Annotated in this window: 21 protein-coding genes; 19 read left to right on the forward strand and 2 right to left on the reverse strand. The window is 65.9% G+C overall.

What is annotated here, in order from left to right:
- Positions 1-201: 201 nt before the first annotated feature.
- The 19 genes from ACR42D_RS16115 to ACR42D_RS16205 all read left to right on the forward strand — a co-directional run bounded on the left by ACR42D_RS16115 (position 202) and on the right by ACR42D_RS16205 (position 21,312).
- Positions 202-648 carry a division/cell wall cluster transcriptional repressor MraZ gene (locus ACR42D_RS16115; protein ID WP_484567810.1) on the forward strand — a complete coding sequence of 149 codons (447 nt, stop codon included), beginning with the start codon at positions 202-204 and terminating at the stop codon, positions 646-648.
- Positions 649-1,629 (forward strand): 16S rRNA (cytosine(1402)-N(4))-methyltransferase RsmH, encoded by a 981-nt coding sequence (rsmH, locus tag ACR42D_RS16120; RefSeq protein WP_484567811.1) that lies wholly within the window; start codon positions 649-651, stop codon positions 1,627-1,629.
- On the forward strand, positions 1,626-1,907 hold the full coding sequence (locus ACR42D_RS16125) for a hypothetical protein (protein WP_014322273.1): 282 nt from the start codon (positions 1,626-1,628) through the stop codon (positions 1,905-1,907). The genes rsmH and ACR42D_RS16125 overlap by 4 nt, the downstream gene beginning before the upstream one ends.
- A 52-nt stretch (positions 1,908-1,959) precedes the next feature.
- Entirely contained in the window at positions 1,960-3,921 is a 1,962-nt protein-coding gene (locus ACR42D_RS16130; protein WP_484567812.1) for a penicillin-binding transpeptidase domain-containing protein, read from the forward strand.
- The gene (locus ACR42D_RS16135; RefSeq protein ID WP_484568472.1) at positions 3,896-5,419 is read left to right on the forward strand and encodes a UDP-N-acetylmuramoyl-L-alanyl-D-glutamate--2,6-diaminopimelate ligase; all 1,524 of its coding nucleotides are present in this window, start codon (positions 3,896-3,898) and stop codon (positions 5,417-5,419) included. Before ACR42D_RS16130 ends, ACR42D_RS16135 begins: the two co-directional genes overlap by 26 nt.
- Positions 5,416-6,804, forward strand: a complete 1,389-nt coding sequence (locus ACR42D_RS16140; protein WP_484567813.1) for a UDP-N-acetylmuramoyl-tripeptide--D-alanyl-D-alanine ligase — start codon at positions 5,416-5,418, stop codon at positions 6,802-6,804. Before ACR42D_RS16135 ends, ACR42D_RS16140 begins: the two co-directional genes overlap by 4 nt.
- Positions 6,801-7,877, forward strand: a complete 1,077-nt coding sequence (gene mraY, locus ACR42D_RS16145; RefSeq protein ID WP_484567814.1) for a phospho-N-acetylmuramoyl-pentapeptide-transferase — start codon at positions 6,801-6,803, stop codon at positions 7,875-7,877. Before ACR42D_RS16140 ends, mraY begins: the two co-directional genes overlap by 4 nt.
- A gap of 4 nt (positions 7,878-7,881) precedes the next feature.
- Positions 7,882-9,186 (forward strand): UDP-N-acetylmuramoyl-L-alanine--D-glutamate ligase, encoded by a 1,305-nt coding sequence (gene murD, locus ACR42D_RS16150; RefSeq protein WP_484567815.1) that lies wholly within the window; start codon positions 7,882-7,884, stop codon positions 9,184-9,186.
- Positions 9,179-10,300, forward strand: a complete 1,122-nt coding sequence (ftsW, locus tag ACR42D_RS16155) for a putative lipid II flippase FtsW (protein WP_484567816.1) — start codon at positions 9,179-9,181, stop codon at positions 10,298-10,300. Before murD ends, ftsW begins: the two co-directional genes overlap by 8 nt.
- A 2-nt stretch (positions 10,301-10,302) precedes the next feature.
- Entirely contained in the window at positions 10,303-11,385 is a 1,083-nt protein-coding gene (murG, locus tag ACR42D_RS16160) for an undecaprenyldiphospho-muramoylpentapeptide beta-N-acetylglucosaminyltransferase (RefSeq protein WP_484568473.1), read from the forward strand.
- Between the two features lie 54 nt (positions 11,386-11,439).
- Positions 11,440-12,852, forward strand: coding sequence for a UDP-N-acetylmuramate--L-alanine ligase (murC, locus tag ACR42D_RS16165; protein ID WP_484568474.1), 1,413 nt, complete (start codon positions 11,440-11,442; stop codon positions 12,850-12,852).
- Positions 12,853-13,734, forward strand: a complete 882-nt coding sequence (murB, locus tag ACR42D_RS16170) for a UDP-N-acetylmuramate dehydrogenase (RefSeq protein ID WP_484567817.1) — start codon at positions 12,853-12,855, stop codon at positions 13,732-13,734.
- On the forward strand, positions 13,731-14,624 hold the full coding sequence (locus ACR42D_RS16175; protein WP_484567818.1) for a cell division protein FtsQ/DivIB: 894 nt from the start codon (positions 13,731-13,733) through the stop codon (positions 14,622-14,624). The genes murB and ACR42D_RS16175 overlap by 4 nt, the downstream gene beginning before the upstream one ends.
- Before the next feature lie 40 nt (positions 14,625-14,664).
- Complete coding sequence (gene ftsA / locus ACR42D_RS16180; RefSeq protein ID WP_338668172.1) at positions 14,665-15,903, forward strand: cell division protein FtsA; 1,239 nt, start codon at positions 14,665-14,667, stop codon at positions 15,901-15,903.
- A gap of 80 nt (positions 15,904-15,983) precedes the next feature.
- The gene (ftsZ, locus tag ACR42D_RS16185; RefSeq protein WP_484567819.1) at positions 15,984-17,237 is read left to right on the forward strand and encodes a cell division protein FtsZ; all 1,254 of its coding nucleotides are present in this window, start codon (positions 15,984-15,986) and stop codon (positions 17,235-17,237) included.
- 34 nt (positions 17,238-17,271) lie between these two features.
- Positions 17,272-18,939 carry a radical SAM protein gene (locus ACR42D_RS16190; RefSeq protein ID WP_484568475.1) on the forward strand — a complete coding sequence of 556 codons (1,668 nt, stop codon included), beginning with the start codon at positions 17,272-17,274 and terminating at the stop codon, positions 18,937-18,939.
- Between the two features lie 19 nt (positions 18,940-18,958).
- On the forward strand, positions 18,959-19,720 hold the full coding sequence (locus ACR42D_RS16195; RefSeq protein ID WP_484567820.1) for a substrate-binding periplasmic protein: 762 nt from the start codon (positions 18,959-18,961) through the stop codon (positions 19,718-19,720).
- A gap of 81 nt (positions 19,721-19,801) precedes the next feature.
- On the forward strand, positions 19,802-20,542 hold the full coding sequence (locus ACR42D_RS16200) for a dienelactone hydrolase family protein (RefSeq protein ID WP_484567821.1): 741 nt from the start codon (positions 19,802-19,804) through the stop codon (positions 20,540-20,542).
- A gap of 68 nt (positions 20,543-20,610) precedes the next feature.
- A complete protein-coding gene (locus ACR42D_RS16205; protein WP_484567822.1) occupies positions 20,611-21,312 on the forward strand; it encodes a M15 family metallopeptidase in 702 nt (233 codons plus the stop codon).
- 173 nt (positions 21,313-21,485) lie between these two features.
- On the opposite strand, the gene glyA is transcribed toward ACR42D_RS16205, so the two are convergent.
- Complete coding sequence (gene glyA, locus ACR42D_RS16210) at positions 21,486-22,724, reverse strand: serine hydroxymethyltransferase (RefSeq protein WP_484567823.1); 1,239 nt, start codon at positions 22,722-22,724, stop codon at positions 21,486-21,488.
- Positions 22,725-23,174: 450 nt separating this feature from the next.
- Positions 23,175-24,413, reverse strand: a complete 1,239-nt coding sequence (gene fabF, locus ACR42D_RS16215; RefSeq protein ID WP_484567824.1) for a beta-ketoacyl-ACP synthase II — start codon at positions 24,411-24,413, stop codon at positions 23,175-23,177.
- Positions 24,414-24,519: the final 106 nt, after the last annotated feature.

A 24,519-nucleotide genomic window follows, 5' to 3' on the forward strand; every position in this document is an offset into this window, starting at 1 on the left:
ATTGCCGAAGGCACTCGTTCAAGAATGGTGCAAGTCTAGGCGCGGGGCGCAAAAAAATCAATGATACTCGGTGAATTTTGGCCGCCATTTCCGGGAGAACGGTTGACTTTCCCTTGATTTTCGCGCAGAGGTGGGAAGAAGTGGAATTTAGTGTAGACATAGTGTAAAGATGTGGAGCAAGCTGGCGCTCCGGGGAAAATGATGAAGTTTCGAGGTCACGCACACAGAAGCCTGGACGACAAGGGACGGCTGATCCTGCCGCCCGAGTTCCGGGATGCGATCCGGGAGGAATTGCCGGACGCGGTCATCGTGCTGACCATTTTCGACAAGCATGTCATCGGCATAACCCCGGACCAGTGGAACAAGCTCGAACGCGAACTGGAGTCCATCAAGTCGCCCAGCCGCGCGCTGCAGAACACCATTCGGCTGCTGAATCTGGGGTACACCGAGACCCCGGTGGGCAAGCAGGGGCGCATCGCCATTCCCGCGCACCTGCGCAAGTCCGGCAAGCTGGACAAGGAAGTGGTGGTCATCGGCGCGGGCAGGCGGCTGGAAATCTGGTCCGCCGAGGCATTTGAAGACCTGCTCGACCAGGACTACGACGTGTCCACGGAGCTGGCGGAAAACAACGTCTCCCTGCCCTTCTAGATGAAGACGGGAGAGGTCAACCCCGCCTCGCTGCACACCACGGTTCTTTTACATGAAGTGGTTCGGTGGCTGAATCCGCGCCCCGGAGGCCGTTACATGGACGGCACCCTGGGCATGGGCGGCCACAGCCTGGCGCTTCTTCAAGCGGCGGGCGAGGGGGCCGAGCTCGTGGGGCTCGACCGGGACCGGGAGGCGTTGGCGCTCGCGACCAAGCGGCTTGAGCCGTTCAAGGACCGCGTGCACCTCTTTCACCTGCCCTTTTCCCGGTATGAGGAAGCGCTCGACGAGGTCGGCTGGGAGTTTATCGACGGCGCGGTCCTGGACCTCGGCGTCTCCTCCCTCCAGCTGGACGAGGCTGATAGAGGATTCAGCTTCATCCACGACGGCCCCTTGGACATGCGCATGGACCCGGACGTCGGCCCCCCGGCCGAGGAACTGGTCAATACGCTGAAACACGGGGAGTTGGCGCGCATCATCCGGGTCTACGGGGAAGATCCCTTGGCCGGGAAGATCGCGTCCGCAATAGTGAGGGAACGGGAAAAGGGAGCGATCACGAGGACGCTCCAGCTGGCCGAGATAGTGCGGCTGGCCTACCCGCCGAAGATGCGGCACACGGCCCGCAACCACCCGGCGACCCGGACCTTCCAGGGACTGCGCATAGCGGTCAACAGGGAAACTGAGGAACTTGAACATTACCTTTCAACCATAGTCGGACGCCTGAAACCGGGCGCGAGGCTGGCCATAATCTCGTTTCACTCCCTGGAGGACAGGGCCGTGAAGCACGCATTTCGGGATGCCGCCAAGGGATGCAAATGCCCCCCGCATCAACTCCACTGCACCTGCGGCGGCGTGCCCGAAATGAAAGTGCTGACCAAGAAACCGGAGGCCGCCTCGGATGCCGAGAGGGATGCGAACCCCCGCGCGAGGAGCGCCAAGCTCCGGGTCGCGGAGAGGCTCGGCCCCGACGGAGAAGAAGCATGAGCAAGACCGACAAAACGCTCCTTTGGATGGTGCTGGGCCTCTTGGGCATGGCGCTGTTCCTCGGTTTGGGAGCGGTCTGGTTGAACATCGAGCGCATGGATCTGGCATACGACCTGCGCAAGATGGAGCAGAGCCTGGGCCGGAAAGAGGATCTGGCCGCGAAACTGACGGTTGAGAGGAACAACCTGGTTTCGCCCTACAGGCTGAAAAAGCTCGCGGGCCAACTCGGCCTGGGAGTGGCGGCGCCGGGCCAGATACGGCGCATTGCCTCGCAATAGCGACGCGCTTACGCCATACAACGCGCCGCCATAGTGGGAAACAGGGAATACGATGGCACAGGACAATACAAGGCGCACGGATCACAGCGGGATCAAGATGGGGTTCGTCACGGCCCTCTTCGCGATCGCCCTCGGTGCTCTGTGGGTGCGCACCGGCTGGGTGCAGCTCTACGAGGGCGACGCCCTGGCCGACCAGGCCTCCAGACAGAGCCTCGCCGCCGAATACGAATACGGCGAGCGGGGCCGCATCTTCGACCGCAACGGCGAGATGCTGGCCACGTCCGTGGAGGCCCAGTCCGTCTTCGCCCGTCCCCACGAGATAGAGAACGTGGACGTGGCCGCCGACACCCTGTCCCGGGACCTCAAGCTGTCCCGCCGCGAGGTCTACCGCAAACTCAAGTCGCACAAGAAATTCATCTGGATAAAGCGGCAGGTCTCGGACCGCGAGGCGGCCGCCCTGAACCGGGCCGACCTCAAGGGCATCCGGCTGACCACCGAATATTCCCGCATCTATCCCAACGGCCACCTGGCCGGGCAGCTGCTCGGCTTCACCGACATCGACGGCCGGGGCCGCGAGGGCATCGAGCGCATCTTCGACAAGCTCCTCGCCCCGAGCAAGGCCGAGTTCGTGGTCCAGCGCGATGCCACGGGCCGCCATCTCTACCTGGACGCCCACGGCCGGGAGATGGACGTCAACGGCCAGGACGTGCGCCTGACCATCGACACCCACATCCAGCACGCCGCCGAGCAGGCCCTGGCCAACTCCGTGGCCAAGTACGACGCCCGGGCGGGCATCGTCCTGGTGGTGGACGTCAAGTCCGGCGACATCCTGGCCATGGCCAGCGAGCCGTTCTTCAACCCGAACACGGTGCGCTCGTCCAAGCCGTCCCATCGCCGCCTGCGGCCCGTGACCGACATCTACGAGCCCGGCTCGACCATGAAGCCGTTTCTGATCGCCGCCGCCCTCCAGGAAGGGACCATCACCCCGGACACCCTGATCGACTGCGAGAACGGCCGCTGGAAGGTGGCCCGCCGGGTCATCCGCGACACCCACCCGTCCAGATGGCTCCCGGTCCACAAGGTTCTGCGCTACTCCTCGAACATCGGCATGGCCAAGATCGGCCTGAACCTCGGCTCCGGCGTGTACCACGACTATTTGACCAAACTCGGTTTCGGTGAGAAGACCCACCTCGGCCTGCCCGGCGAGTCCTCGGGCATCCTCCGGCCGCCGGGGTCCTGGACCTCCGTGGACCTGGCCTGCATCAGCTTCGGCCAGTCCATCGGCGCGACCGCCGTGCAGCTGGCCCGCGCCTTCCTCTGCCTGGCCAACCAGGGAGCCACCCGGGACCTGAATCTCATCGTGTCCCCCCGGACCGAGCGCAAGAACGCCTCCATCCAGGTCTTCACCCCCGAGACCGCCGCCACGGTCCTGAAGATGATGGAGGAGGTCGTCCAGGAGGACGGCACGGGCCGCAGCGCGCGCATCGAGGGCATCACCATGGCGGGCAAGACCGGCACCGCCCAGAAGGCTTCCAAGGAAGGCGGCTACGGCGATCAGTACCTGTCCTCCTTCGTGGCCCTGGTCCCGGCCCGGGACCCGGAGCTGCTGGTCATCACCATGATCGACGAACCGCAGAAGGCCAACTACGGCTCCATGGTCGCGGCCCCTGTCTGCCGCGAGGTGACCGTGCGCACCCTGGCCTACCACGGCCAGCTGTCCGAGACCCTGCACGCGACGGTGGAGGACGTGCCCACGGTGGACGAACTGGCCGACGAGCCGCTGGCCGAGGCCGTGCCCGCGCCCGTGGCCCGCATCGACGACGGCAAGGTTCCGAACATCGAAGGCATGCCCGTGCGCCGGGCGATCGAGACCCTGGCCAGGATGGGGATAGTCCCCGTGCTCAAGGGGAAGGGAATGACGGTCAAGCGCCAGGAGCCCGCAGCCGGGCGACCCTGGCCCGGAAACCGCAGCAAGGAGGGAGCGGATGATGTTTTTGTTCTCTGGCTCTCATAGCGAAAAGGAAAAGGAACGGGGCGTCATGGATTTCGAGACCCTGTTGGAAAAGGCGAGAAAAGGGATGGTCGTGCGCACGGATTCGCGCAAGATCCAGGACGGCGAGTGCTTCGTGGCCATGCCCGGCACGGCCGTGCGCGGAATCGACTACATCCCGGGCGCCATGGACAACGGCGCGCGCTACATCGTGGCCCCCGAGGCCGCCCGCGATCTGGTTGCCCCTGTGGTCGAGAAGCGGGCCGTGGCCGTGTACGTGAAAAACCCGGCCATCGCCCTGGGCGAACTGGCCCGGGCCCACTTCCAGGTCATGGACCGCGACCTCAAGCTGGTGGCCATCACCGGGACCAACGGCAAGACGACCACCTCCTACATCATCGAGCACCTGCTGGCCGCAAGCGGGCTCAAGGTCGGCGTGCTCGGCACGGTCAACTACCGCTGGCCCGGCTTCATGATGGACGCGCCCCTGACCACCCCGGACTGCTGGATGATCCACGAACTGCTCTTCAACATGAAGAAGGCGGACGTGGACGTGGCCGTCATGGAGGTCTCCTCCCACGCCCTGGACCAGTACCGCGTGGCCGGGCTGGACTTCGACGCCGCCGTGTTCACCAACCTGACCCAGGACCATCTGGACTACCACCACGACATGGAGACCTATTTCCGGGCCAAGGCCAAGCTCTTCGCCGAATACCCGCGCCTGGACAAGGCCGGGGTGATCAATTTCAACGACCCGTACGGCCGCCGCCTGCTCAAGGAGTGCGAAGGCGGCATCGGCTACGGCATCGGCGAGACCTCCCTGGTGCAGCGGGAGGTCGGCGACAAGCCCCTGGTCCAGGGGCGCATCCTGTCCATGACCGGCCAGGGCATGGAGATCGAGACCTCCTTCAAGGGCAAGACCTGGGTGGTCCAGTCCCCGCTGGTCGGCTCGTTCAACGCCCTGAACCTGCTGGCCGCCCAGGCCGTGGGGCTGCAGCTCGGCCTGAACTGCCGCGACATGCGCAGGCTGTCCACCTTCCCGGGCGTGCCCGGCAGGCTGGAGCGGGTCATGAACGACAAGAACCTGGACATCTTCGTGGACTACGCCCACACCCCCGACGCCCTGGAAAACGTCCAGAGCGCCCTGAAGAAGCTCGATTTCAAGCGGCTGATCACCGTGTTCGGCTGCGGCGGCGACCGCGACCGGGCCAAGCGCCCGCTCATGGCCGCGTCCGCCGCGCGCTACGCCGACGTGGCCGTGCTGACCTCGGACAACCCGCGCACCGAGGACCCGGCCGCGATCATGGACGATGCCCGCCCCGGACTGGCCGGGGCCAAACGCGTCATGGAGAACCCGGACCGGGCCGAGGCCATCAAAATGGCCGTGGCCGAGATGGAGCCGGGCGACGCCCTGCTCATCGCGGGCAAGGGGCATGAGGACTATCAGATCATCGGCACCACCAAGCGCCACTTCTCGGACAAGGAAGCCGCGCTCAAGGCCATAGAGGAATTGTATTCGTGAACCTGACCCTGGCTGAAGTCGCACGCTGCCTCGGCACCCTGGCCGACGAGGGATTCGAGAAGACCGTGGTCACCGAGGTGAAGACGGACTCCCGTACCGTGGAGCCCGGCGACCTCTTCTTCTGCATCGCGGGCGAGAATTTCGACGGACACGAGTTCGCCGGGCAGGCCGCCGAGAGCGGGGCCTGCGCCGTGGTCGCCTCGCGCATGATCGGCGAAGTGAAAGCGCCGATCATCATGGTCCGCGACACCAAGGCCGCCTTGGGCAGGCTGGCCGCCTGCTGGCGCGACACCTGCGGGGCGAAGCTCGTGGCCGTGACCGGCACGGCGGGCAAGACCACGGTCAAGGAGATGCTCCACGCCGTGGCCTCCCAACGTTTCGCCACGGCCAAGAACTACCGCAACTTCAACAACCAGATCGGGCTGCCCCAGTCCATGCTCAAGGCCTCGGCCGAACAGGAGCTGTGGATCATGGAGCTGGGCATCTCAAGACAGGGCGACATGGAGGAGCTGGCCCCGGTGGCCAGCCCGGACCTGGCGGTCATCACCAACGTGGGCCCCGGCCACCTGGAAGGCCTCGGCAACGAGGCGGGCGTGGCCCAAGCCAAGACCTCCCTGCTGCGCTATCTGCGCCAGAACGGCCGGGCCGTGATCTGCAAGGACTACCCGCTGCTCTGGAACGCCGCCCTGGAACTGGTCGACGCGCCCGTGGGCTTCTCGGGCCGGGACGACGCCGACACCGACTTTTTCGCCGTGTACCTCGGCTCCACGCCCGACGGGCAGGGGTGCTTCCGGCTGCGGACCCCGGACGGCGACGGCGAACTGAACGCCCCGTTCCGCGGGGCCCACTACGCCGAAAACCTGGCCTGCGTGGCCGCGGCCGCCCATTGTCTGGGATTGTCCCGCGACGACGTGGTCAAAGGGGTGCAAGCCATGGCCACAGACCCGCAGCGCTTCTGCTGCAAGATCGGCAAGGGGATCACGGTCATCGACGACACCTACAACGCCAACCCCCTGTCCATGGCCAAGTCCGTGCGCACCGCGCGGGAGATGGCCGGGGACCGGCCCCTGGTGTTGGTGCTCGGCGACATGCGCGAGCTCGGCAAGGAGGCCATGGCGCTCCACGAGGAGCTCGGCCGGGTCCTGCGCGAGGTCGCTCCGGCCATGGTCTTCTACAAGGGCGAGCACTTCCTGGACGTGGAGCGCGGCTTCGGCGGATACATGCGCGAGGCCGATAAACCCGAGGAATTTCTCGAGGCGTGGCGCGAGCTGTGCATCACCGAGGGCGTGGTCCTGGTCAAGGGGTCCCGCTCCCTGAAGATGGAGCGGTTCGCCAACGTCCTCTGCCGGTCGCTGGACGCCCGGCCCCAAGGAGGCGGCCTGTGATCTACAACCTGCTCGTTCCGCTGAGCACGGACGTCGGCGTCCTCAATGTCTTTAGGTACATCACCTTCCGTTCGGTCTGGGCCCTGTTGACCGCGCTGATCATCTCCATCCTGTTCGGACCGGCCATGATCCGCTGGCTGACCCGGATCAAGTGCGGCCAGTACATCCGCGAGGACGGCCCCAAACACCAGGCCAAGCAGGGCACCCCGACCATGGGCGGGCTCATGATCCTGCTGTCCGTGGGCGTGTCCACGCTGCTGTGGGCCGACCTGACCAACATCTATGTCTGGCTGACCCTGCTGGCCTTCGGCGGGTTCAGCGCCATCGGCTTCGCCGACGACTACATCAAGGTGGTCAAGCGGCGGAACAAGGGCTTGTCGGCCAAGGCCAAGTTCTCCCTGCAATGCTTGGTGGCGGCCACGGCCATCGCCCTGCTGATCAGCGAACCGGCCTACTCCACCCGGCTGTCCGTGCCGTTCTTCAAGAATTTCAACCCGGACCTTGGCTGGTTCTACCTGCCCTTCGCCCTGGTGGTCATGGTCGGCGCGTCCAACGCGGTCAACCTGACCGACGGGCTGGACGGACTGGCCATCGGGCCCATGGTCGTGGCCATGGCCTGCTTCGCCATCTTCATTTACGTGTCCGGGCACGCGACCATGGCCGAATACCTCCAGGTCCAAAACATCCAGGGCATCGGCGAGGTCACGGTCTTCTGCGGGGCCATGGTCGGCGCGGGACTCGGCTTCCTGTGGTTCAACGCCCACCCGGCCCAGGTCTTCATGGGCGACGTGGGCTCCCTGGGCCTGGGCGGCGCGCTCGGCTTCGTGGCCGTGCTGGCCAAGCAGGAGTTGCTCCTGGCCATCGTGGGCGGCGTGTTCGTCTTCGAGACCCTGTCGGTCATCCTGCAGGTCGGCTACTTCAAGCTCACCGGGGGCAAGCGCATCTTCAAGATGGCCCCCCTGCACCACCATTTCGAACTCAAGGGCATCCCGGAATCCAAGATCATCGTCCGGTTCTGGATCCTGTCCATACTCATGGCCCTGATGGCCCTGTCCACGCTGAAACTGAGGTAGAACCGTGAACCGCATCGTCCGCAACTTCATCAACGAGGCCATCCTCACCGGCAAACGGGCCGTGGTGGTCGGCACCGGCAAGTCCGGCCTGGCCGCCGCCCGGCTGCTCGACGTGCTCGGGGCCAGGGTGCGTGTGGTCGACCGCGACGAGACGGTCACCGAGGAGAAGCTCGGACCGCTGGCGGGCAAGGCCGAGCTGGTCACCGGCCCCCACGGGAAGGCGCACTTCGCGGACGCGGACATGGTCGTTTTCTCCCCGGGCGTGGCGGTGCGCAAGCTCGCCCCGGTGCTCGAAGGCATCCCGGCGCGCAATCTGGTGTCCGAGCTGGAGCTGGCCTCCTGGTTCATCGAGGCCCCGATCCTGGCGGTGACCGGTTCCAACGGCAAGACCACGACCACCACCCTGATCACCGAGATACTGGAAAAGGCGGGCCGCCGCGTGTTCACCGGCGGCAACATCGGCGTGCCCCTGTGCGAATACCTCCTGGACATGGACCCCGCCGAGATCATCGTGCTCGAGGTATCCAGCTTCCAGCTGCAGAACTGCCGCCTTTTCAAGCCGCACGTCGGCGTGTTCCTGAATTTCGCGGCCAACCACCTGGACTACCACCTGGACCTGGAAGAGTACCTGGACGCCAAGCTGCACCTGTTCAGCCGCATGACCCCGGGCGACACCGCCCTGCTGCACGAGTCCCTGCGCCCCCTGCTCGAAGGCCGGACCTTCACCGGCGCGCACATCGAGTGGTTCGGCCCCACCTCCCGGTTCGAGGCCCCGCACCTGCTGGGCGAGCACAACCGCTCCAACGTGGAGGCCGCCTGGCAGGCCGTCAGGCGTTTCGGGATCAGCGAGGAGCAGGCCGCCGAGGCCATCCGCGAATTCCGCCCCCTGCCCCACCGCATCGAGCCCGTGGCCGAGAAGAACGGCGTGCTCTACGTCAACGACTCCAAGGCCACTACCCTGGACGCGGCCGAGGCCGCCGTGCACGCCTTCGAGCGCCCGGTGCGCATCCTCATGGGCGGCGTGTGGAAGGGCGGCGACGTGACCAAATTCGCAAACGGCATCAAAGGGCATGTGGCCGCTGTCGGCCTGTTCGGCGGCTCGCGCGACATCCTGGAGCCGGAGCTGGCCAAGCATTTTTCCGTGACCTGGGACGAGACCCTGGAGGCGGCCGTCCGGCGGCAGGCCTCCCTGGCCGAACCGGGCGACGTGATCCTGCTCTCCCCGGCCACGTCGAGCTTCGACCAGTACGCGAACATGGCCGAGCGCGGCGCGGACTTCAAACGCGCGGTGGAGGGGCTCCATGGCTAGCACGCTGAACGCCAAGCAGGGCGGCGAAAGGGGCCGCATGGACTACTGGCTGCTGACCGCCACGCTGATGCTGGCCGGGTTCGGCCTGATCATGGTCCTGTCCTCGTCCGGCATCATGGCCGAGCGCATCTACGGCGACACCTATTTCTTCTTCAAGCGGCAGCTGATGTTCACGGGCGCGGGGTTGGCGGCCATGATCCTGCTGACCCGGATTCCGCTCAAGGCCGTCTACTCCCTGACCTACGTCTGGGTCGGACTGGCCATCGTCCTGCTCGCCCTGTGCGCCAGCCCGCTCGGGACCACCATCAACGGGGCCAGCCGCTGGGTGCGCGTGGGCCCGGTCAACGTCCAGCCCCTGGAATACGCCAAGGTGGCCCTGGTCCTGTACCTGGCCTACTTCTTCGCCCGCAAACAGGACCTGGTCCGAACCTTTTCCGTGGGCTTTCTGCCGCCGTTCTTCGTGACCGGTTTCCTGTGCGGCCTGCTCCTGCTCCAGCCGGACTTCGGCGGGGCCGTGGTCATGTGCGGCCTGCTCTTCTTCATGTGCCTGGTGGGCGGTACCCGGTTCAGCTACCTGTTCATCTCGCTCCTCTTCGCGGGCGGCGCGGGCTGGCTGCTCATTTCGTCCTCGCCCTACCGCTTCAAGCGCTGGACCGCCTTCCTCGATCCCTTCGCCTCGGCCCAGAACGAGGGCTACCAGCTGGTCCAATCCCTGTACGCCTTCGGCTCGGGTAAGATATTCGGCACCGGCATCGGCGCGGGCCAGCGCAAGCTCTTCTTCCTGCCCGAGGCGCACAACGACTTCATCATGGCCGTGGTCGGCGAGGAGCTCGGCTTCGTGGGCATGTCCCTGTTCTTCCTCCTGGTCGGCCTGTTCCTGTACCGGGCCTTCCGCGTGGCCATGAAACTCGAGGACCTGCAGGACCGGTTCACGGCCTTCGGCACCACCTGCATCCTGGCCCTGGGCATGGTCCTGAACCTGGCCGTGGTGCTCGGCACCGTGCCGCCCAAGGGCGTGGCCATGCCGTTCATCTCCTACGGCGGCTCCTCCCTGACCGTGTCCTTCATCTGCGCGGGCATCCTGCTCAACCTCTCCCGGAGGGTGCAGGCATGAGCCTGAACCGCGTCGTACTGACCACCGGCGGCACCTGCGGCCACATCTTCCCGGCCCTGGCCGTGGCCACGGCCCTGCGCGAGTACAACAAGGGCGTGCGCATCCTGTTCATGGGCGGCCCCGGCCCCGAGGGCGAACTGGCCCGCAGGCACGGCCTGGAGTTCCTGGAGCTGCCCGCAGGCGGCATCATGGGCAGGGGCGTCACCGGCCTGCTGTCCGGCCTGGGCTGGCTCGGCACGGGCATACCCAAGGCCGTGTACGAGGTCTGGCGCTTCCGGCCCGAGGCGGTCATCGGCTTCGGCGGATACGCGGGCTTCTGCCCGGTGCTGGCCGCGCGCCTGCTGGGCATCCCCACGGCGGTTCATGAACAGAACTCCGTGCCCGGCGTGACCAACAAGGTCCTGGGCAAAATGGTCAAACGGATTTTCCTGAGCTTCCCGGACGCCATGGGCGTGTTCCCGGCCGACAAGACCTTTTTGACCGGCAATCCGGTGCGGCCCGAGATATTCAAGGCGGGCGAGCGGCGGCGCGGCCGGATTCCCGGCAAGCGGCTGTTCGTCTTCGGCGGCGGCCAGGGTGCCCGGCCCATCAACGACGCGGTTATCGAGGCGCTGCCCAGGCTCATGGAGGCCGGGGTGGAGATCGTCCACCAGGCGGGAAAAATCGACTTTTCACGCGTGCGCGCCGCTTACCGGGCGGCGGGCGCGGACCCGGAGCAGGTCCGGGAATTCATCGACGACATGGGCGCCGAATACGCGGCCTGCGACCTGGTGGTCTGCCGGTCCGGGGCGTCCACGGTCTTCGAGATAGCGGCGGCCGGGGCCCCGGCACTGTTCGTGCCCTTCCCCCAGGCCACCCACGACCATCAGACAATGAACGCGCGCGCCATGTCGGACCTCGGCGCGGCCGTGCTGCTGCCCCAGTCGGGCTTGAGCGGCGCGGTCCTGGCCGACCGCGTGCTCGGGCTGCTCGCCGACCGCGAGCGCCTCGAATCAATGGAAACAGCGGCCAGGGGCATGGCCAGGCAATACGCGGCCCGCGACATCGTGGCCGGATTGACCGCCATGGCCGGGCAGGAGTTATAGATTATGGCAGCACAGGGACCCTATCTCACCGTGGGCGGCGAAGCCTGCCCGGCCATGCGGGCCAGGGTGAACAACATCCATATGGTCGGCATCGGCGGCTCGGGCATGAACGGCATCGCCGAGGTGCTCATCAACATGGGCTTCAACATCACCGGCTCGGACCTGTCCGCGTCGGCCGCGGTGCGCAGGCTGGAAAAGCTCGGGGCCACGGTCTTCATCGGCCACGGTGCCGACAACGTGGGCGAGGCCGACGTGCTCATCAAGTCCACGGCCATCCCGGACAAGAACCCGGAACTGGTCGAGGCCCGCGAGCGCGGCATCCCGATCATCCCCCGCGCCGAGATGCTGGCCGAGCTCATGCGGCTGCGCACGGGCATCGCCGTGGCCGGAACCCACGGCAAGACGACCACCACCTCGCTGCTGGCGACCATCTTCACCGAGGCGGGGTTGGACCCGACCGTGATCATCGGCGGCAAGCTGAACACCTACGGGGCCAACGCCCGCCTGGGCGAGGGCGACTACCTCATCGCCGAGGCGGACGAGTCGGACGGTTCGTTCCTGCGCCTGGCTCCGATCATCACCGTGGTCACGAACATCGACAAGGACCACATGGATTTCTACGACAACCAGGACGCCATCGACCTGTCGTTCATGCGCTTCATGAACTCGACCCCGTTCTACGGCATGAACGTGGTCTGCGGCGACGACGAGGGCGTGCAGCGGCTGCTCCCGCTGATCAAGCGGCCCTACCTGACCTACGGCCTGGGCAAGAACAACAAGCTGCGCGGCGAGATCATCAGCTCCCACCTGCGCTCCCTGTTCAAGGTCTGGCTCGACGGCGAGGAGTGGGGCGAGGTCACTGTGGCCCAGCCCGGCACGCACAACGTGCTCAACGCCCTGGCCTGCATCGGCGTGGCCCTGGAGGTCGGCCTGGAAAAGGACGAGATCATCAAGGGGCTGGGCAACTTCGGCGGCGTGGGCCGTCGCTTCGAACGCAAGGGCGAGAAAAAGGGCGTCATCGTGGTCGACGACTACGGCCACCATCCAGCCGAGATCGTGGCCAACCTGAAGACCGCCAAGGAGTGCTACCCTGACCGGCGGCTGGTGGTCGCCTTCCAGCCCCACCGCTTCTCGCGCACCCAGGCGTTGTTCGGCGAGTTCTGCAAGGCCTTCGCCGACGCGGACATCCTGCTGCTGACCGAGATCTACCCGGCTTCGGAGTCCCCCATCCCGGGCGTGTCCGGCCTGTCCCTGGCCCAGGGCATCAAGCAGGTCTCCGAGACCAAGGTGCAGTTCTTCCCGGACTTCGAGTCCCTGGAAAAACGGCTCAAGGACATTCTCAAGCCCGGCGACCTGTTCATGACCCAGGGCGCGGGGTCCATCTGGAAAATCGGCGAAAACTGGCTCGAACAGGAAGACGGCCCCGAAAACAGCCGTGAACACGGCAACGGAGACGAGGAGCGATAGATGCCTCTTGAACTGACCGCCAATCCCCTGCTCTCTCAGCGCACCACCCTGCGCCTCGGCGGCCCCGCCGTGGTCGAGGCGGTCGTGCGCGAGGCGGCCGACCTGGACGAGCTCTCGGCCTTCCTGACCAGGGAGACCCTGCCGCCGTTCGTCCTGGGCGCGGGCAGCAACCTGCTGGCCGGGGACGAGCCCCTGGAGCTGGCCCTGGTCCGCGTGGCCGACTGCCCGGGCCCGGAGCGCGTGGAGCGCGACGGGGAGGCGATCATCGTCCGCTGCGGCGCGGGAGCCCGGCTGCCCGGCCTGCTCGGCTGGGCGCAGAAGGCGGGCTTCACCGGCCTGGAAGGCCTGACCGGCATCCCCGGCACCGTGGGCGGGGCCGTGGCCATGAACGCGGGCTCCTACGGCGTGGAGATCGGCGACCTGGTCACCCGGGTGCGCGTCTGGTCCCCCACCGGCGGGCTCGCCTGGGTTGACCGCAGCCAGTGCGATTTCGGCTACCGCCATTTCTCTCCGGCGCAGGTGCCGGGCAAGTGTCTGGTCTGGGAAGTGGAGCTGACCCTCGGGGAATCCGACCCCAAGGGCGTGCGCCGGGCCATGCGCGACGTCTACGAAAAGAAGAAAGCCACCCAGCCGGTCACGGCCCGGACAGCGGGCTGCGTGTTCAAGAACCCGCCGGAAAAGAGCGCGGGCAGGCTGCTGGACGAGGCGGGCCTCAAGGGCGTGCGCCTGGGGCACATGGCCTTCTCGGACATGCACGCGAATTTTCTCGTCAACCTGGGCGGCGGCAAGGCCGCGGACGCGCTCGAGCTCATGGACATGGGCCGCCAGCGGGTCGAGGAGCAATTCGGCATAACTCTCGAACCGGAGGTCATCGTACTGTGAGCACCCTGACCATGGGCAAACAGAGCCGCCTGAACATCGGCGGCAAGCGCACCGCCCGCGGCAACACCCGCAAGCGCAGAAAATCCGCCAATCCCCTGCTGGCCGCCGACAGGTCTCCGCGCAGGCTGGCCGGGGCGGGCCGGTTCATGTTCCGCATGGTCATGCTCAGCCTGGCCCTGTCCATCGTGGCCGTGCTCGGCGTGGGGCTGCTCTACGGGTACCGCTACATCACCGCGCACCCCTATTTCGACCTCCAGGACATCCGCGTGGCGGGCAACGACCGGCTGAGCTACGAGACCATCCTCCAGACCGCCAAGGTGGAACTCGGCCGGAACTGCCTGGACATGAACGTGGGCGAGGTCAAGAACCGCCTGGACGCCAACCCGTGGATCGACTCCGTGGCCGTGCGCCGCGAGCTGCCCAACCGGCTGCTGATCGACGTGCGCGAAAAGGTCCCGGCCTTCTGGGTGCGCCAGGGCGACGGATTGTATTTCGCGGACGCGCGCGGCCGGGTCATCGCGCCCATGCACCCGGGCGAGCAGGCCTCCCTGCCGATTTTGAGCGTGGCCGAGGACCTGCCCGACGGGCCCGAGGTGCTGGCAGGCATCCTCAAGAAGATGGCCGACCAGCAGACCCCCTTCACCCAGGCCCAGACCGCCTGGATCAAGCTGACCAGCGCCCACGAGCTCGAGATCTACCTCGACGGCGCGGCGGGCGGCAGGGGGCTGACCGTGAAGCTGTCCATGGACCGCTGGGAGGTCCAGCTGGAACGGCTCAAGGTGGTCTGGCGCGACCTCATGCGGCGCAACGAATTCGACGCGGCCTCGATCATCGCGGCCAGCGGCGACAAGATATGGATACAGAAGCGCAACAACCCGGCAGCGGGTTAGCGCCCGACAATATCTCACAGGGAACAACCGAGGAGTCAGTATGGCAAGAAACGATCTCATAGTGGGCCTGGACGTGGGCACCACCAAGATATGCACCGTGGTCGGCGAGGCCACCGACAACGGCGTCGACATCATCGGCATCGGCACCGCCCCCTCCACCGGGCTGCGCCGGGGAGTGGTCGTCAACATCGAGAAGACCGTCCAGTGCATCAAGAAATCGCTTGAGGACGCCGAACTCATGGCCGGTTGCGACATCCGCACCGTGTACGCGGGCATCGCGGGCAGCCACATCCAGGGGTTCAACTCCCACGGGGTCATCGCGGTCAAGGGCGGCGAAGTGACCCAGCGCGACGTGGACCGGGTCATCGAGGCCGCCAAGGCCATCGCCATCCCCATGGACCGCGAGGTGCTGCACACCCTGCCCCAGGAATTCATCGTCGACGACCAGCGCGGCATCGCCGATCCGCTGGGCATGGCCGGAGTCCGGCTGGAAGTGAAGGTCCACATCGTCACCGGCGCGGTGACCTCGGCCCAGAACATCATCCGCTCCTGCAACCGGTCCGGCCTGGACGTGTCCAACATCGTCCTGGAGTCCCTGGCCTCCTCCAAGGCCGTGCTCTCGGCCGAGGAGCGCGAGATCGGCGTGGCCCTGGTGGACATCGGCGGCGGGACCACGGACATTGCGGTCTTTTCCAAGGACTCCATCAAGCACACCAGCGTGCTGGCGCTGGGCGGCCACAACCTGACCAACGACATCGCCTACGGGCTGCGCACGCCGATGATGTCCGCCGAAAAGATCAAGATGGACTACGGCTGCGCCATGGCCGACCTGGTCACCAGCGAGGAGATCATCGAGGTCCCCAGCGTGGGCGGGCGCGAATCGCGCAAGATGAGCAAGCGCGTCCTGGCCGAGATCTGCGAGCCCAGGTGCGAGGAGATACTCGCCCTGGTGGACCAGGAGCTGATCAAGTCCGGGTTCAAGAACATGATCGCCGCGGGCGTGGTTCTGACCGGCGGCACCGTGCTCATCGACGGCATGCAGGAACTGGCCGAACAGATTTTCGACCTCCCGGTGCGCATCGGCATTCCGGCCGAGGGCATCGGCGGCCTGGCCGAGGAGGTCAGGAGCCCCAAGTACGCCACGGCCGTGGGGCTCTTGCTCCACGGGGCCGAGGAGGAAGGGCTCCACAACAAGGTCCGGCCCTTCAAGATCCGCGACGACTCCGGTTTCGACCGCATCGTCGGCAGGATGAAGAAGTGGTTCTCGGACATCGCATAAACGAGGAATGATTTTGAGGATACAGGGAAAGAATCAACAGGGAAACGCTCAACAGGGAACAAACTGAGGAGGACATTGAAATGGAATATTTCGAAATCGAACATGAAACCAACGCCAAGATCAAGGTCGTGGGTTGTGGCGGAGGCGGCGGCAACGCGGTCAACAACATGATCCAGTCCGCGCTCAAGGGCGTGAAGTTCATCGTCGCCAACACCGACAGCCAAGACATCCACAAGTCCCTGGCCGAGCACAAGATCCAGATCGGCGAGAAGCTGACCAAGGGCCTTGGCGCGGGCGCCAACCCCGAGATCGGCCGGTCCGCCGCCATGGAGTCCATGGACCAGATCCGCGAGGCGCTGGACGGCTCGGACATGGTCTTCATCACCGCCGGCATGGGCGGCGGCACGGGCACCGGCTCCGCCCCGGTGGTGGCCCAGGTGGCCAAGGAACTGGGCGCGCTGACCGTCGGCGTGGTCACCAAGCCCTTCTACTTCGAAGGCAAGCGCCGCCTGGAACAGGCCGACGAGGGCACCCGCGCCCTGGCGGACGTGGTCGACTCCATCATCACCATCCCCAACGACCGCCTGCTCCAGCTGGCCGCCAAGAAGGCGTCCTTCTCGGACATGCTGAAAAAGGCCGATGAGGTCCTGTACTACGCGGTCAAGGGCATCGCCGACCTGATCACCGTGCACGGCCTGATCAACCTGGACTTTGCCGACGTCAAGGCGGCCATGTCCAATTCCGGCATGGCACTCATGGGCACCGGCATCGCCTCGGGCGAGTCCCGGGCCAAGGAGGCGGCCATGAAGGCGATCACCTCCCCGCTGCTCGAGGACGTGTCCATCGAGGGCGCCAAGGGCGTGCTGATCAACATCACCTGCGGCCCGGACATGCTCATCGACGAGGTCTCCGAAGCCGCCGACATCATCTACAAGGAAGCCCACGACGACGCCGAGATCTTCTTCGGAACGGTCTTCGACCCGGATGCGGGCGACGAGATGCGCATCACCGTCATCGCCACGGGCATCGAGCCCGCCATGGAGGAGCCGGAACCGGCCCTGTCCAAGGCCGAGCAGCAGAAGCTGCTTCTGCTCGGACCCCGCGGCGTGAACAAGGCCGCCGAACAGCCGCGCCGCTCCGGGCACCAGCGGGTCTTAAACACGGACCGCAACATCCCGGCGTACCTGCGCAAGGCGGGCGGTGAACTGAACACCACGGAGCTGCCCGCGCGGCAGGTCTCCCAGCGCGCCGTGGCCGGTCCCGGCGAGGAGGAGTTCATCTTCGAGGAAGACAACCTCGACGTTCCCGCGTTCATCCGCAAGAACGTGGACTAGACGCGATATGCGGCGCGTGTAAGGGGGTGCCCTCATCGGTACCCGTACCCTGTATCATGGCGTGTCGGAGCCCCCTGCTCCCGACCTCGGAGGACGGCTGCCCGTGGCGCTGGCCGTCCCCGGAGGCGACAAGGCGGCCCTGTCCGCGCTCGGCTGGCAGTCCGTGTACCGGACCCTGGCCGAAGCGCCCGGACTGGCCGTGGAGCGGGTCTTTCCCGACAAGCTCGGCACCACCGAGGGTGTTGATCCCCGGACGCGCGAATCAAAGAGCCCACTATCCTCATTCCCTGTAATAGCCTGGAGCATCACGTTCGAGGAGGACTTCCTCAGCCTACCTCGAACGCTCCTGGCAGCGGGCGTTCCGCCGCTTGCGGCGGAACGCCCATCTCTTCCCCTGGTCGTGGCCGGAGGCCCGGTGGCCTTTCTCAACCCGGCCCCCATCGCCCCGTTCGTGGACTGCTTCTGGGTGGGCGAGGCCGACGGTCGATTCCTTCATTTCTTCGACACCCTGCGCGAGCTGGTCTTTGACGGCGCGGACAGGGAGACCATCCTCGAAACGGTCAAGGACATGGACGGCGTGTACGCGCCGGGCCGGTCCAGGACCCCGGTCAAGCGCATCACCTCGGGCGGCCAGGGGCCGCTGACCGATCCCGCGTTCTCCTGCTTCATCTCGGGCCGGGCCGCCTTCCGCGACACCCTGCTGCTCGAGGTCAACCGGGGCTGCCCCTACGGCTGCCGGTTCTGCGCGGCGGGCTACATCTACCGGCCTCCGCGCCACGCCGAGCTCGACGAGCTCAAGCGCATCGTGGAACTGGCCGACCCGCCCAAGGTCGGGCTGGTGGGCACGGCCCTGACCGACTGGCCCGAGCTGCTGCCGTTCCTCAAGTGGCTGCACGAACGCAAAAAGAAATTTTCGCTGTCCTCCATGCGCGCGGACGGCATCACCGAGGAGCTGCTGGTCTACCTGCGCGAACGCGGCATCCGGACCATCACCCTGGCCCTGGAGGGAGCCAGCGAGCGGCTGCGCCGGATGATGAGCAAGAAGCTCGACCCGAAAGACTTCCTGAACGCGGTCCGGCTGTGCGCCCGGTACGGCGTGAACCACCTCAAGATTTACATGATCGCGGGCTGGCCCGGCGAGACCGATGAAGACTACGCCGAGCTGGCCGATTTCCTGGCCGAGATCGTGCGCATTCGAAGCGAGGAGCCCGGCGGGCGCAAGAAGCAGTTCATGCGCATCACCATTGGGGTCAGCTCGCTGGTGCCCAAGCCGTTCACCCCGTTCCAGTGGGCCCCGATGCTCTCCGAGGACGCGCTCAACAACCGCATGAAAGGGCTTGAGAAGCTGGCCAAGCCGTACAAGGGCGTGACCCTGCAGCACGACGACCCGTTCCAGGCCCGACTCCAGGGGCTGTTGGCGCGCGGCGGCGAGGAGCTGGCCGAATTCATCCTCCTGGCCGCCGAACACGGCGGCTGGAAAAAGGCGCTCAAGCTGTGGGACGGCGACCCGGCGGCCATCCTGGACCGCGAACGCGGGCAGGACGAGCCCTTTCCCTGGGAGGTCGTGGACATCGGCGTCAGGCGCGAATATATGTGGAAGGAATGGGAACGGGCCAAGGCCGCCAAGGTCAGCCCGGGCTGCTCGGCCCGGGGCTGCGGGCAATGCGCGGGCTGCGGCATGGAAACCCCGCCCGGACCATAGGCCCGAAAGGACACGCCGCATGCGCAACACCACTCTCCTCCTCGCTCCCCTCGCCCTGTTCGCCGCGCTGCTCCTGTTCTCCCCCGCCCCGGCCGCCGACCCCATCGTCATCTTCGGCAACGACTGCAAGCCGCCCGAGTCCTGGGTGGACAGAGGCCGCCCCAAGGGCTTGCTGGTGGACATACTGCACGAAATAGAGGCCCGCACCGGACTTTCCTTCGACATCCGGCTGGTGCCTTGGAAGCGGGCCTATATGAGCGCCCTGGAGGGGCGTGGCGGCATCTTCGGCCTGTCCAAGAACATGGAGCGCCTGTCCCTGTTCGACTTCTCCGAGGTCATGTACGTGGACGAGATGCGCCTGGTTGTCCTCAAGGGGCGGGAATTCGTCTACCGCTCGCCCGAGGACCTCAAGGGCATGACCCTGGGCGTCACGCGCGGAGCCTCCTACGGCGACGAGTACGACCGGGCCAAGGGCAGGCTGTTCATCCCCAGCGAGGACTCCGGCCCCATCTCCCGGCTGCGCATGCTTCTGGCCGGACGCATCGACGCGGCCCTGATCGGACCGGGCCCGGCCTCGGTCCGCTTCGCCATCAGCCAGGACAGCATGCTCCAGGAGAACCGCGACCAGTTCGTCATCCTGGACACCCCCTTTGTCCGGGACGACAACCACATCGGCTTTCCCAAGACATCGGAACGGCACGACGTGATCGACAAGATCAACCGCGCCCTGCTGGAAATGCGCAAAGACGGGACCATCCGGCGCATCGAGGACCGGTACTGACTGCCCGTTTTTCCTCACACCTGACACCCCACCTGTGGTATTCTCCCGGCAATGGACCCTATCCAAACCAAGGAGCAAGCCATGAACAAGCTATTCATCATATTGTCGTTGCTGCTGATTCCGTACACCGCCCTGGCGGCGGACGGACGAAACGTGGACTACGAGGTCAACGGCGAATCGTTCGAAGGGTATTACATCAGCCCGGCGGACAAGGCCCCGCTGGTCTTCCTGGTCCACGACTGGGACGGGCTGACAGACTATGAGGTCAAGCGGGCCGGGATGCTCGCGGACCTGGGCTACGCCGTGTTCGCCGTGGACCTGTTCGGCAAGGGCGTGCGGCCCGAGAAGATCGAGGACAAGAAGCGGCTGACCGGCGCGCTGTACGCGGACCGGCAGATGATGCGCACGCGGCTCATGGCCGGGCTGAACAAGGCCGCCGACCTCGGGGCCAACCTGTCCGACGCCGTGGCCATGGGCTACTGCTTCGGCGGCACGGCGGTTTTGGAGCTGGCCCGGTCCGGGGCGAAGCTCAAGGCGTTCGTGCCCTTCCACGGCGGCCTGGCCACGCCAGACGGGCAGGACTACAAGGCGACCAAGGGATTCATCCTGGTCTTCCACGGCACGGCGGACCAGTCCGTGCCCATGGCTCAGTTCGCGGCCCTTGCCAATGAACTGGAGGCCACGGGCATCCCCCATGAGATGACCACCTACTCCGGCGCGCCCCACGCCTTCACCGTGTTCGGCTCGGACCGCTACCGCAAGGACGCGGACGAAAAGTCATGGGCGCGGTTCACACAGTTCCTGGGCCAGACATTGCGGTAACCCGCCGGGGGGAGCTTTCCAGGGCTCCCCTCTGGCGTTGCGCGGGAAAAGGGGCTAGATAGACGGCCATGAAACACCGTCACGCACCGTCCGACCTTTACCGTGTATTCCCGGTCCTCCTGGCCCTCCTGCTGCTCTCGACCCCGGCTCTGGCCGAGCAGCGGCCCGAGAGATTCGTCACGCTCAACGAGTTCCTTCCGGGTGCGGTCTATGACGTCAAATACTACACGCGCGACAACTTCGTGGGCGCGCGGGTGGACGGCTACGAGGCCCCCAAGGTCCTGGTGACCGTGGAGGCGGCCACGGCCCTGAAAGCGGTCCAGGCGGACGTGGCGCGGTTCGGGCTGTGCCTCAAGTTCTTCGACGGCTACCGCCCGCAGCGGGCGGTGGACCACTTCGTGCGCTGGGCCGCCGACCTCAAGGACACGCGCACCAAGGCGGCGCACTACCCGGACGTGGACAAGCGCAACCTGTTCCGCGACGGGTACATCGCGGCCCGGTCCGGCCATTCGCGCGGCTCCACCGTGGACCTGACCCTGGTGGACCTGTCTACCGGCGTCGAACTTGACATGGGCACCCCGTTCGACTTCTTCGGCCCGGAGTCCTGGCCCGAGAACCCCGATTTCCCGCCCCAGGTCCGGGCCAACCGCGCTCTGCTCCGCGCCCTCATGCTCGGCCACGGCTTCAAACCCTACGAGGCCGAATGGTGGCACTTCACCCTCAAAGAGGAACCCTACCCTGAAACCTACTTCAACTTCCCGGTGGAATAGGCCACCCTTCCACCACGCTCTCCGCGAAGCGGCACTAAAAAGTTTTGGAGATTCTTAAGAACCTTTTCCAAAAGGTTCTTAAGCGGGTCCAGGGCAGCGCCCTGGCCGCCGGAGGCAAAAAAGCCCCGGTCCGCACACGCGGACCGGGGCTTTTAAAGCGTATAGATCTCGGCCTACCAGGCGTAGAGCGGGAATTCGCGGGCGAACTCTTCCACTTCCTCGGCGATGTTGGCCAGGGTCTTGTCGTCGTTCATGTTGTCGAGCGCGGCCACGATGGCTTCGGCGACCACGATCATGTCCTCTTCGATCATGCCCCGGGTGGTCAGGGCCGGGGTGCCCAGGCGGACGCCGGAGGTCTGGAACGGGGACTTGGTCTCGAACGGGATGGTGTTCTTGTTGGCGGTGATGCCCGCCTTGTCCAGGGCGATCTGGGCGTCCTTGCCGGTGTAGTCCTTGTCGGAGAGGTCGAGCAGCATCATGTGGTTGTCGGTGCCGCCGGAGACCAGCTTGTAGCCCGCCTCGGTCAGGGAGGCGGCCAGCTGCTTGGCGTTCTTGACCACCTGCTGCTGGTATTCCACGAAACCGGGGGACAGGGCCTCGCCGAAGGCCACGGCCTTGGCCGCGATGACGTGCATCAGCGGGCCGCCCTGGATGCCGGGGAAGATGTTGGAGTTGAGTTCCTGCTCCAGGTCGTCGGAGCTCAGGATCATGCCGCCGCGCGGGCCGCGCAGGGTCTTGTGGGTCGTGGTCGTGGTGTAGTGGGCGTGCTCGATGCAGGACGGATGCTCACCGGCCGCGATCAGGCCCGCGATGTGGGCCATGTCGACCATGAGCTTGGCCCCGACCTCATCGGCGATGGCCCGGAAGCGGGCGAAGTCGATGACGCGCGGGTAGGCGGACGCGCCGGCGATGATCATGGTCGGCTTGTGCTCCTTGGCCAGCTTCTCGACCGCGTCGTAGTCGATGGTCTGGGTGTCCTTGTCCACGCCGTAGTGAACCATGTTGAAGAGCTTGCCCGAAAAGTTGACCGGGGAGCCGTGGGTCAGGTGGCCGCCGTGGGACAGGTCCATGCCGAGCACGGTGTCGCCGGGTTTGCAGGCCGCGAAGTACACGGCCATGTTGGCCTGGGAGCCGGAGTGCGGCTGGACGTTGGCATAGGCCGCGCCGAACAGCTCCTTGGCGCGGTCGCGGGCCAGATCCTCGACCTCGTCCACGAACTCGCAACCGCCGTACCAGCGCTTGCCCGGATAGCCTTCGGCGTATTTGTGGGTCATGACCGAGCCCTGGGCCTGGCGCACGGCGGTGGAGACGAAGTTTTCGCTGGCGATGAGCTCCAGCTTGGAGACCTGGCGTTCGATCTCGTCGGCAATGGCGGAGGCGACCGCCGGGTCCTGGATAAACAGCTCTTCCATGGTGATATCCTCGTGAAGTAAAATGTGGATGCGAATGGCTTCCCAGCCCAAGCGAGGCGGCTGGCGATCCTCGCGCCACAATCAACGGTCACGGCTTTTTCACCGCTCCCGGCAGGCGCTCCCGCCGTGCCCCGTGCACTGGAGATCCGTCCTTATATCAATACGGAACACTCGTTCAAGCTGTCCCGGTTGTGCCATGGGGAGGAGGAAGAATGCCTCTGGACTCCCCTTCAAAACTTTTTATCGCCGCTTCGCGGGGTGCGGCGCTAACCCTTACGCCCGCCCCTTGTATCCGGCATGTGGACGATAAGGCAAGAAGCTTTGCCCCATTAATCCGAATTTACTTCCCTGCCCGCCCCTCGCGAAGCGACCCGAAAAGTTTGGGAGGGTGAGGGGGGAGGCAAACAAAAAAGGGCCGCTTGAGCGGCCCTTTTATTTGCTGATCGTCGCTTACCCGGTGAAGCGTTTGAACAGGACACAGGCGTTGGTGCCGCCGAATCCGAAGGAGTTGGACAGGGCGTATTCGGCCTGAATCTCCCTCGGCCCGTCGGCGCAGACGTCGAGGTCGCATTCGGGGTCGGGTGTTTCGCGGTTCATGGTGCCGGGGATAATGCCCTCGGCCAGGGTCTTGACGGCGAAGACCGCCTCGACGCCGCCCGCCGCGCCGAGCAGGTGTCCCATCTGGGACTTGTTGGCGCAGATCTTGATGTTGTAGGCGTGGTCGCCGAAGACTTTCTTGATGGCCCGGGTCTCGCAGAGGTCGTTCAGGTAGGTGGAGGTGCCGTGGGCGTTGATGTGGTCGATCTCGGAAGGATCGACCTTGGCCTCGCGGATGGCGGCGGACATGGCGTAGGCCATGCCAGCGCCGTCTTCGGGCGGCGCGGTCATGTGGAAGGCGTCGCCGGACGCGCCGTAGCCGACCACTTCGGCCAGGATGTTGGCGCCGCGCGCCCGGGCGTGCTCCAGGCTTTCCAGGAGCAGCAGGCCGCAGCCTTCGCCCATGATGAAGCCGGTACGATCCTTGTCGAACGGCCGGGAGGCCAGCTCGGGCTCGTCGTTGCGCACGGACAACGCCTTCATGGCGTTGAACCCGGCCACGGCCAGGGGCGAGATGGTGGATTCGGACCCGCCGCAGATCATGGCGTCCACACGGCCCATGGCGATGTCGGTGTAGGCCGTGCCGATGCCGTGGGTGCCCGAGGCGCAGGCCGTGGTGGTGCAGATGTTGGGACCCATGGCGCCGGTCTCGATGGAGACCTGGCCCGCGGCCATGTTGGCGATGAGAATGGGGATGAAGAAGGGCGAGACCTTTTTGGGCCCGCGATGGAGCAGCTTCTCGTGGCAATCCTCAATGGTCTGGATGCCGCCCAGTCCGACGCCGATGATGGTACCGACCCGGGGCCGCTCGTCTTCGGGAATGGTCCAGCCGGCGGTCTTGAAGAGCATGCTGGCGGCGGCCACCGCGTACTGGGTGAACGTCTCCATACGGCGCACTTCCTTCTTGCCGATGAACTCGGTCGGATCGAAATCCTTGACCTCGCCGGCGATGGTCGTGGCATAGTCCGTGGTGTCGAACTTCGTGATCTGGCCGATGCCGGATTTTCCGGCCAGGAGGTTCTGCCAGCTGGTCTCGACGTCGTTGCCAAGCGGCGTGACGGCGGCAACACTGGTAACAACTACCCTGTTCATAATACCTGCCCGTTGATGTGTCTGGGTTGGGAGAATGAAAAGGAGCGTCCTACACCACCGAGGTGCGTAAGACGCTCACAATATATGTACTTTTACTCGGTCAAGC

Origin of the sequence: Pseudodesulfovibrio sp. lm2024 (assembly GCF_051175575.1) — a bacterium.
Taxonomy (GTDB): domain Bacteria; phylum Desulfobacterota; class Desulfovibrionia; order Desulfovibrionales; family Desulfovibrionaceae; genus Pseudodesulfovibrio; species Pseudodesulfovibrio caledoniensis.

Coding starts and splice junctions, on each gene's coding strand:
- ACR42D_RS16115 (WP_484567810.1), top strand. CDS start 202: ATGAAGTTTCGAGGTCACGCACACAGAAGCCTGGACGACAAGGGACGG.
- rsmH (WP_484567811.1), top strand. CDS start 649: ATGAAGACGGGAGAGGTCAACCCCGCCTCGCTGCACACCACGGTTCTT.
- ACR42D_RS16125 (WP_014322273.1), top strand. CDS start 1,626: ATGAGCAAGACCGACAAAACGCTCCTTTGGATGGTGCTGGGCCTCTTG.
- ACR42D_RS16130 (WP_484567812.1), top strand. CDS start 1,960: ATGGCACAGGACAATACAAGGCGCACGGATCACAGCGGGATCAAGATG.
- ACR42D_RS16135 (WP_484568472.1), top strand. CDS start 3,896: ATGTTTTTGTTCTCTGGCTCTCATAGCGAAAAGGAAAAGGAACGGGGC.
- ftsW (WP_484567816.1), top strand. CDS start 9,179: ATGGCTAGCACGCTGAACGCCAAGCAGGGCGGCGAAAGGGGCCGCATG.
- murC (WP_484568474.1), top strand. CDS start 11,440: ATGCGGGCCAGGGTGAACAACATCCATATGGTCGGCATCGGCGGCTCG.
- murB (WP_484567817.1), top strand. CDS start 12,853: ATGCCTCTTGAACTGACCGCCAATCCCCTGCTCTCTCAGCGCACCACC.
- ftsA (WP_338668172.1), top strand. CDS start 14,665: ATGGCAAGAAACGATCTCATAGTGGGCCTGGACGTGGGCACCACCAAG.
- ftsZ (WP_484567819.1), top strand. CDS start 15,984: ATGGAATATTTCGAAATCGAACATGAAACCAACGCCAAGATCAAGGTC.
- ACR42D_RS16195 (WP_484567820.1), top strand. CDS start 18,959: ATGCGCAACACCACTCTCCTCCTCGCTCCCCTCGCCCTGTTCGCCGCG.
- ACR42D_RS16200 (WP_484567821.1), top strand. CDS start 19,802: ATGAACAAGCTATTCATCATATTGTCGTTGCTGCTGATTCCGTACACC.
- ACR42D_RS16205 (WP_484567822.1), top strand. CDS start 20,611: ATGAAACACCGTCACGCACCGTCCGACCTTTACCGTGTATTCCCGGTC.
- glyA (WP_484567823.1), bottom strand. CDS start 22,724: ATGGAAGAGCTGTTTATCCAGGACCCGGCGGTCGCCTCCGCCATTGCC.
- fabF (WP_484567824.1), bottom strand. CDS start 24,413: ATGAACAGGGTAGTTGTTACCAGTGTTGCCGCCGTCACGCCGCTTGGC.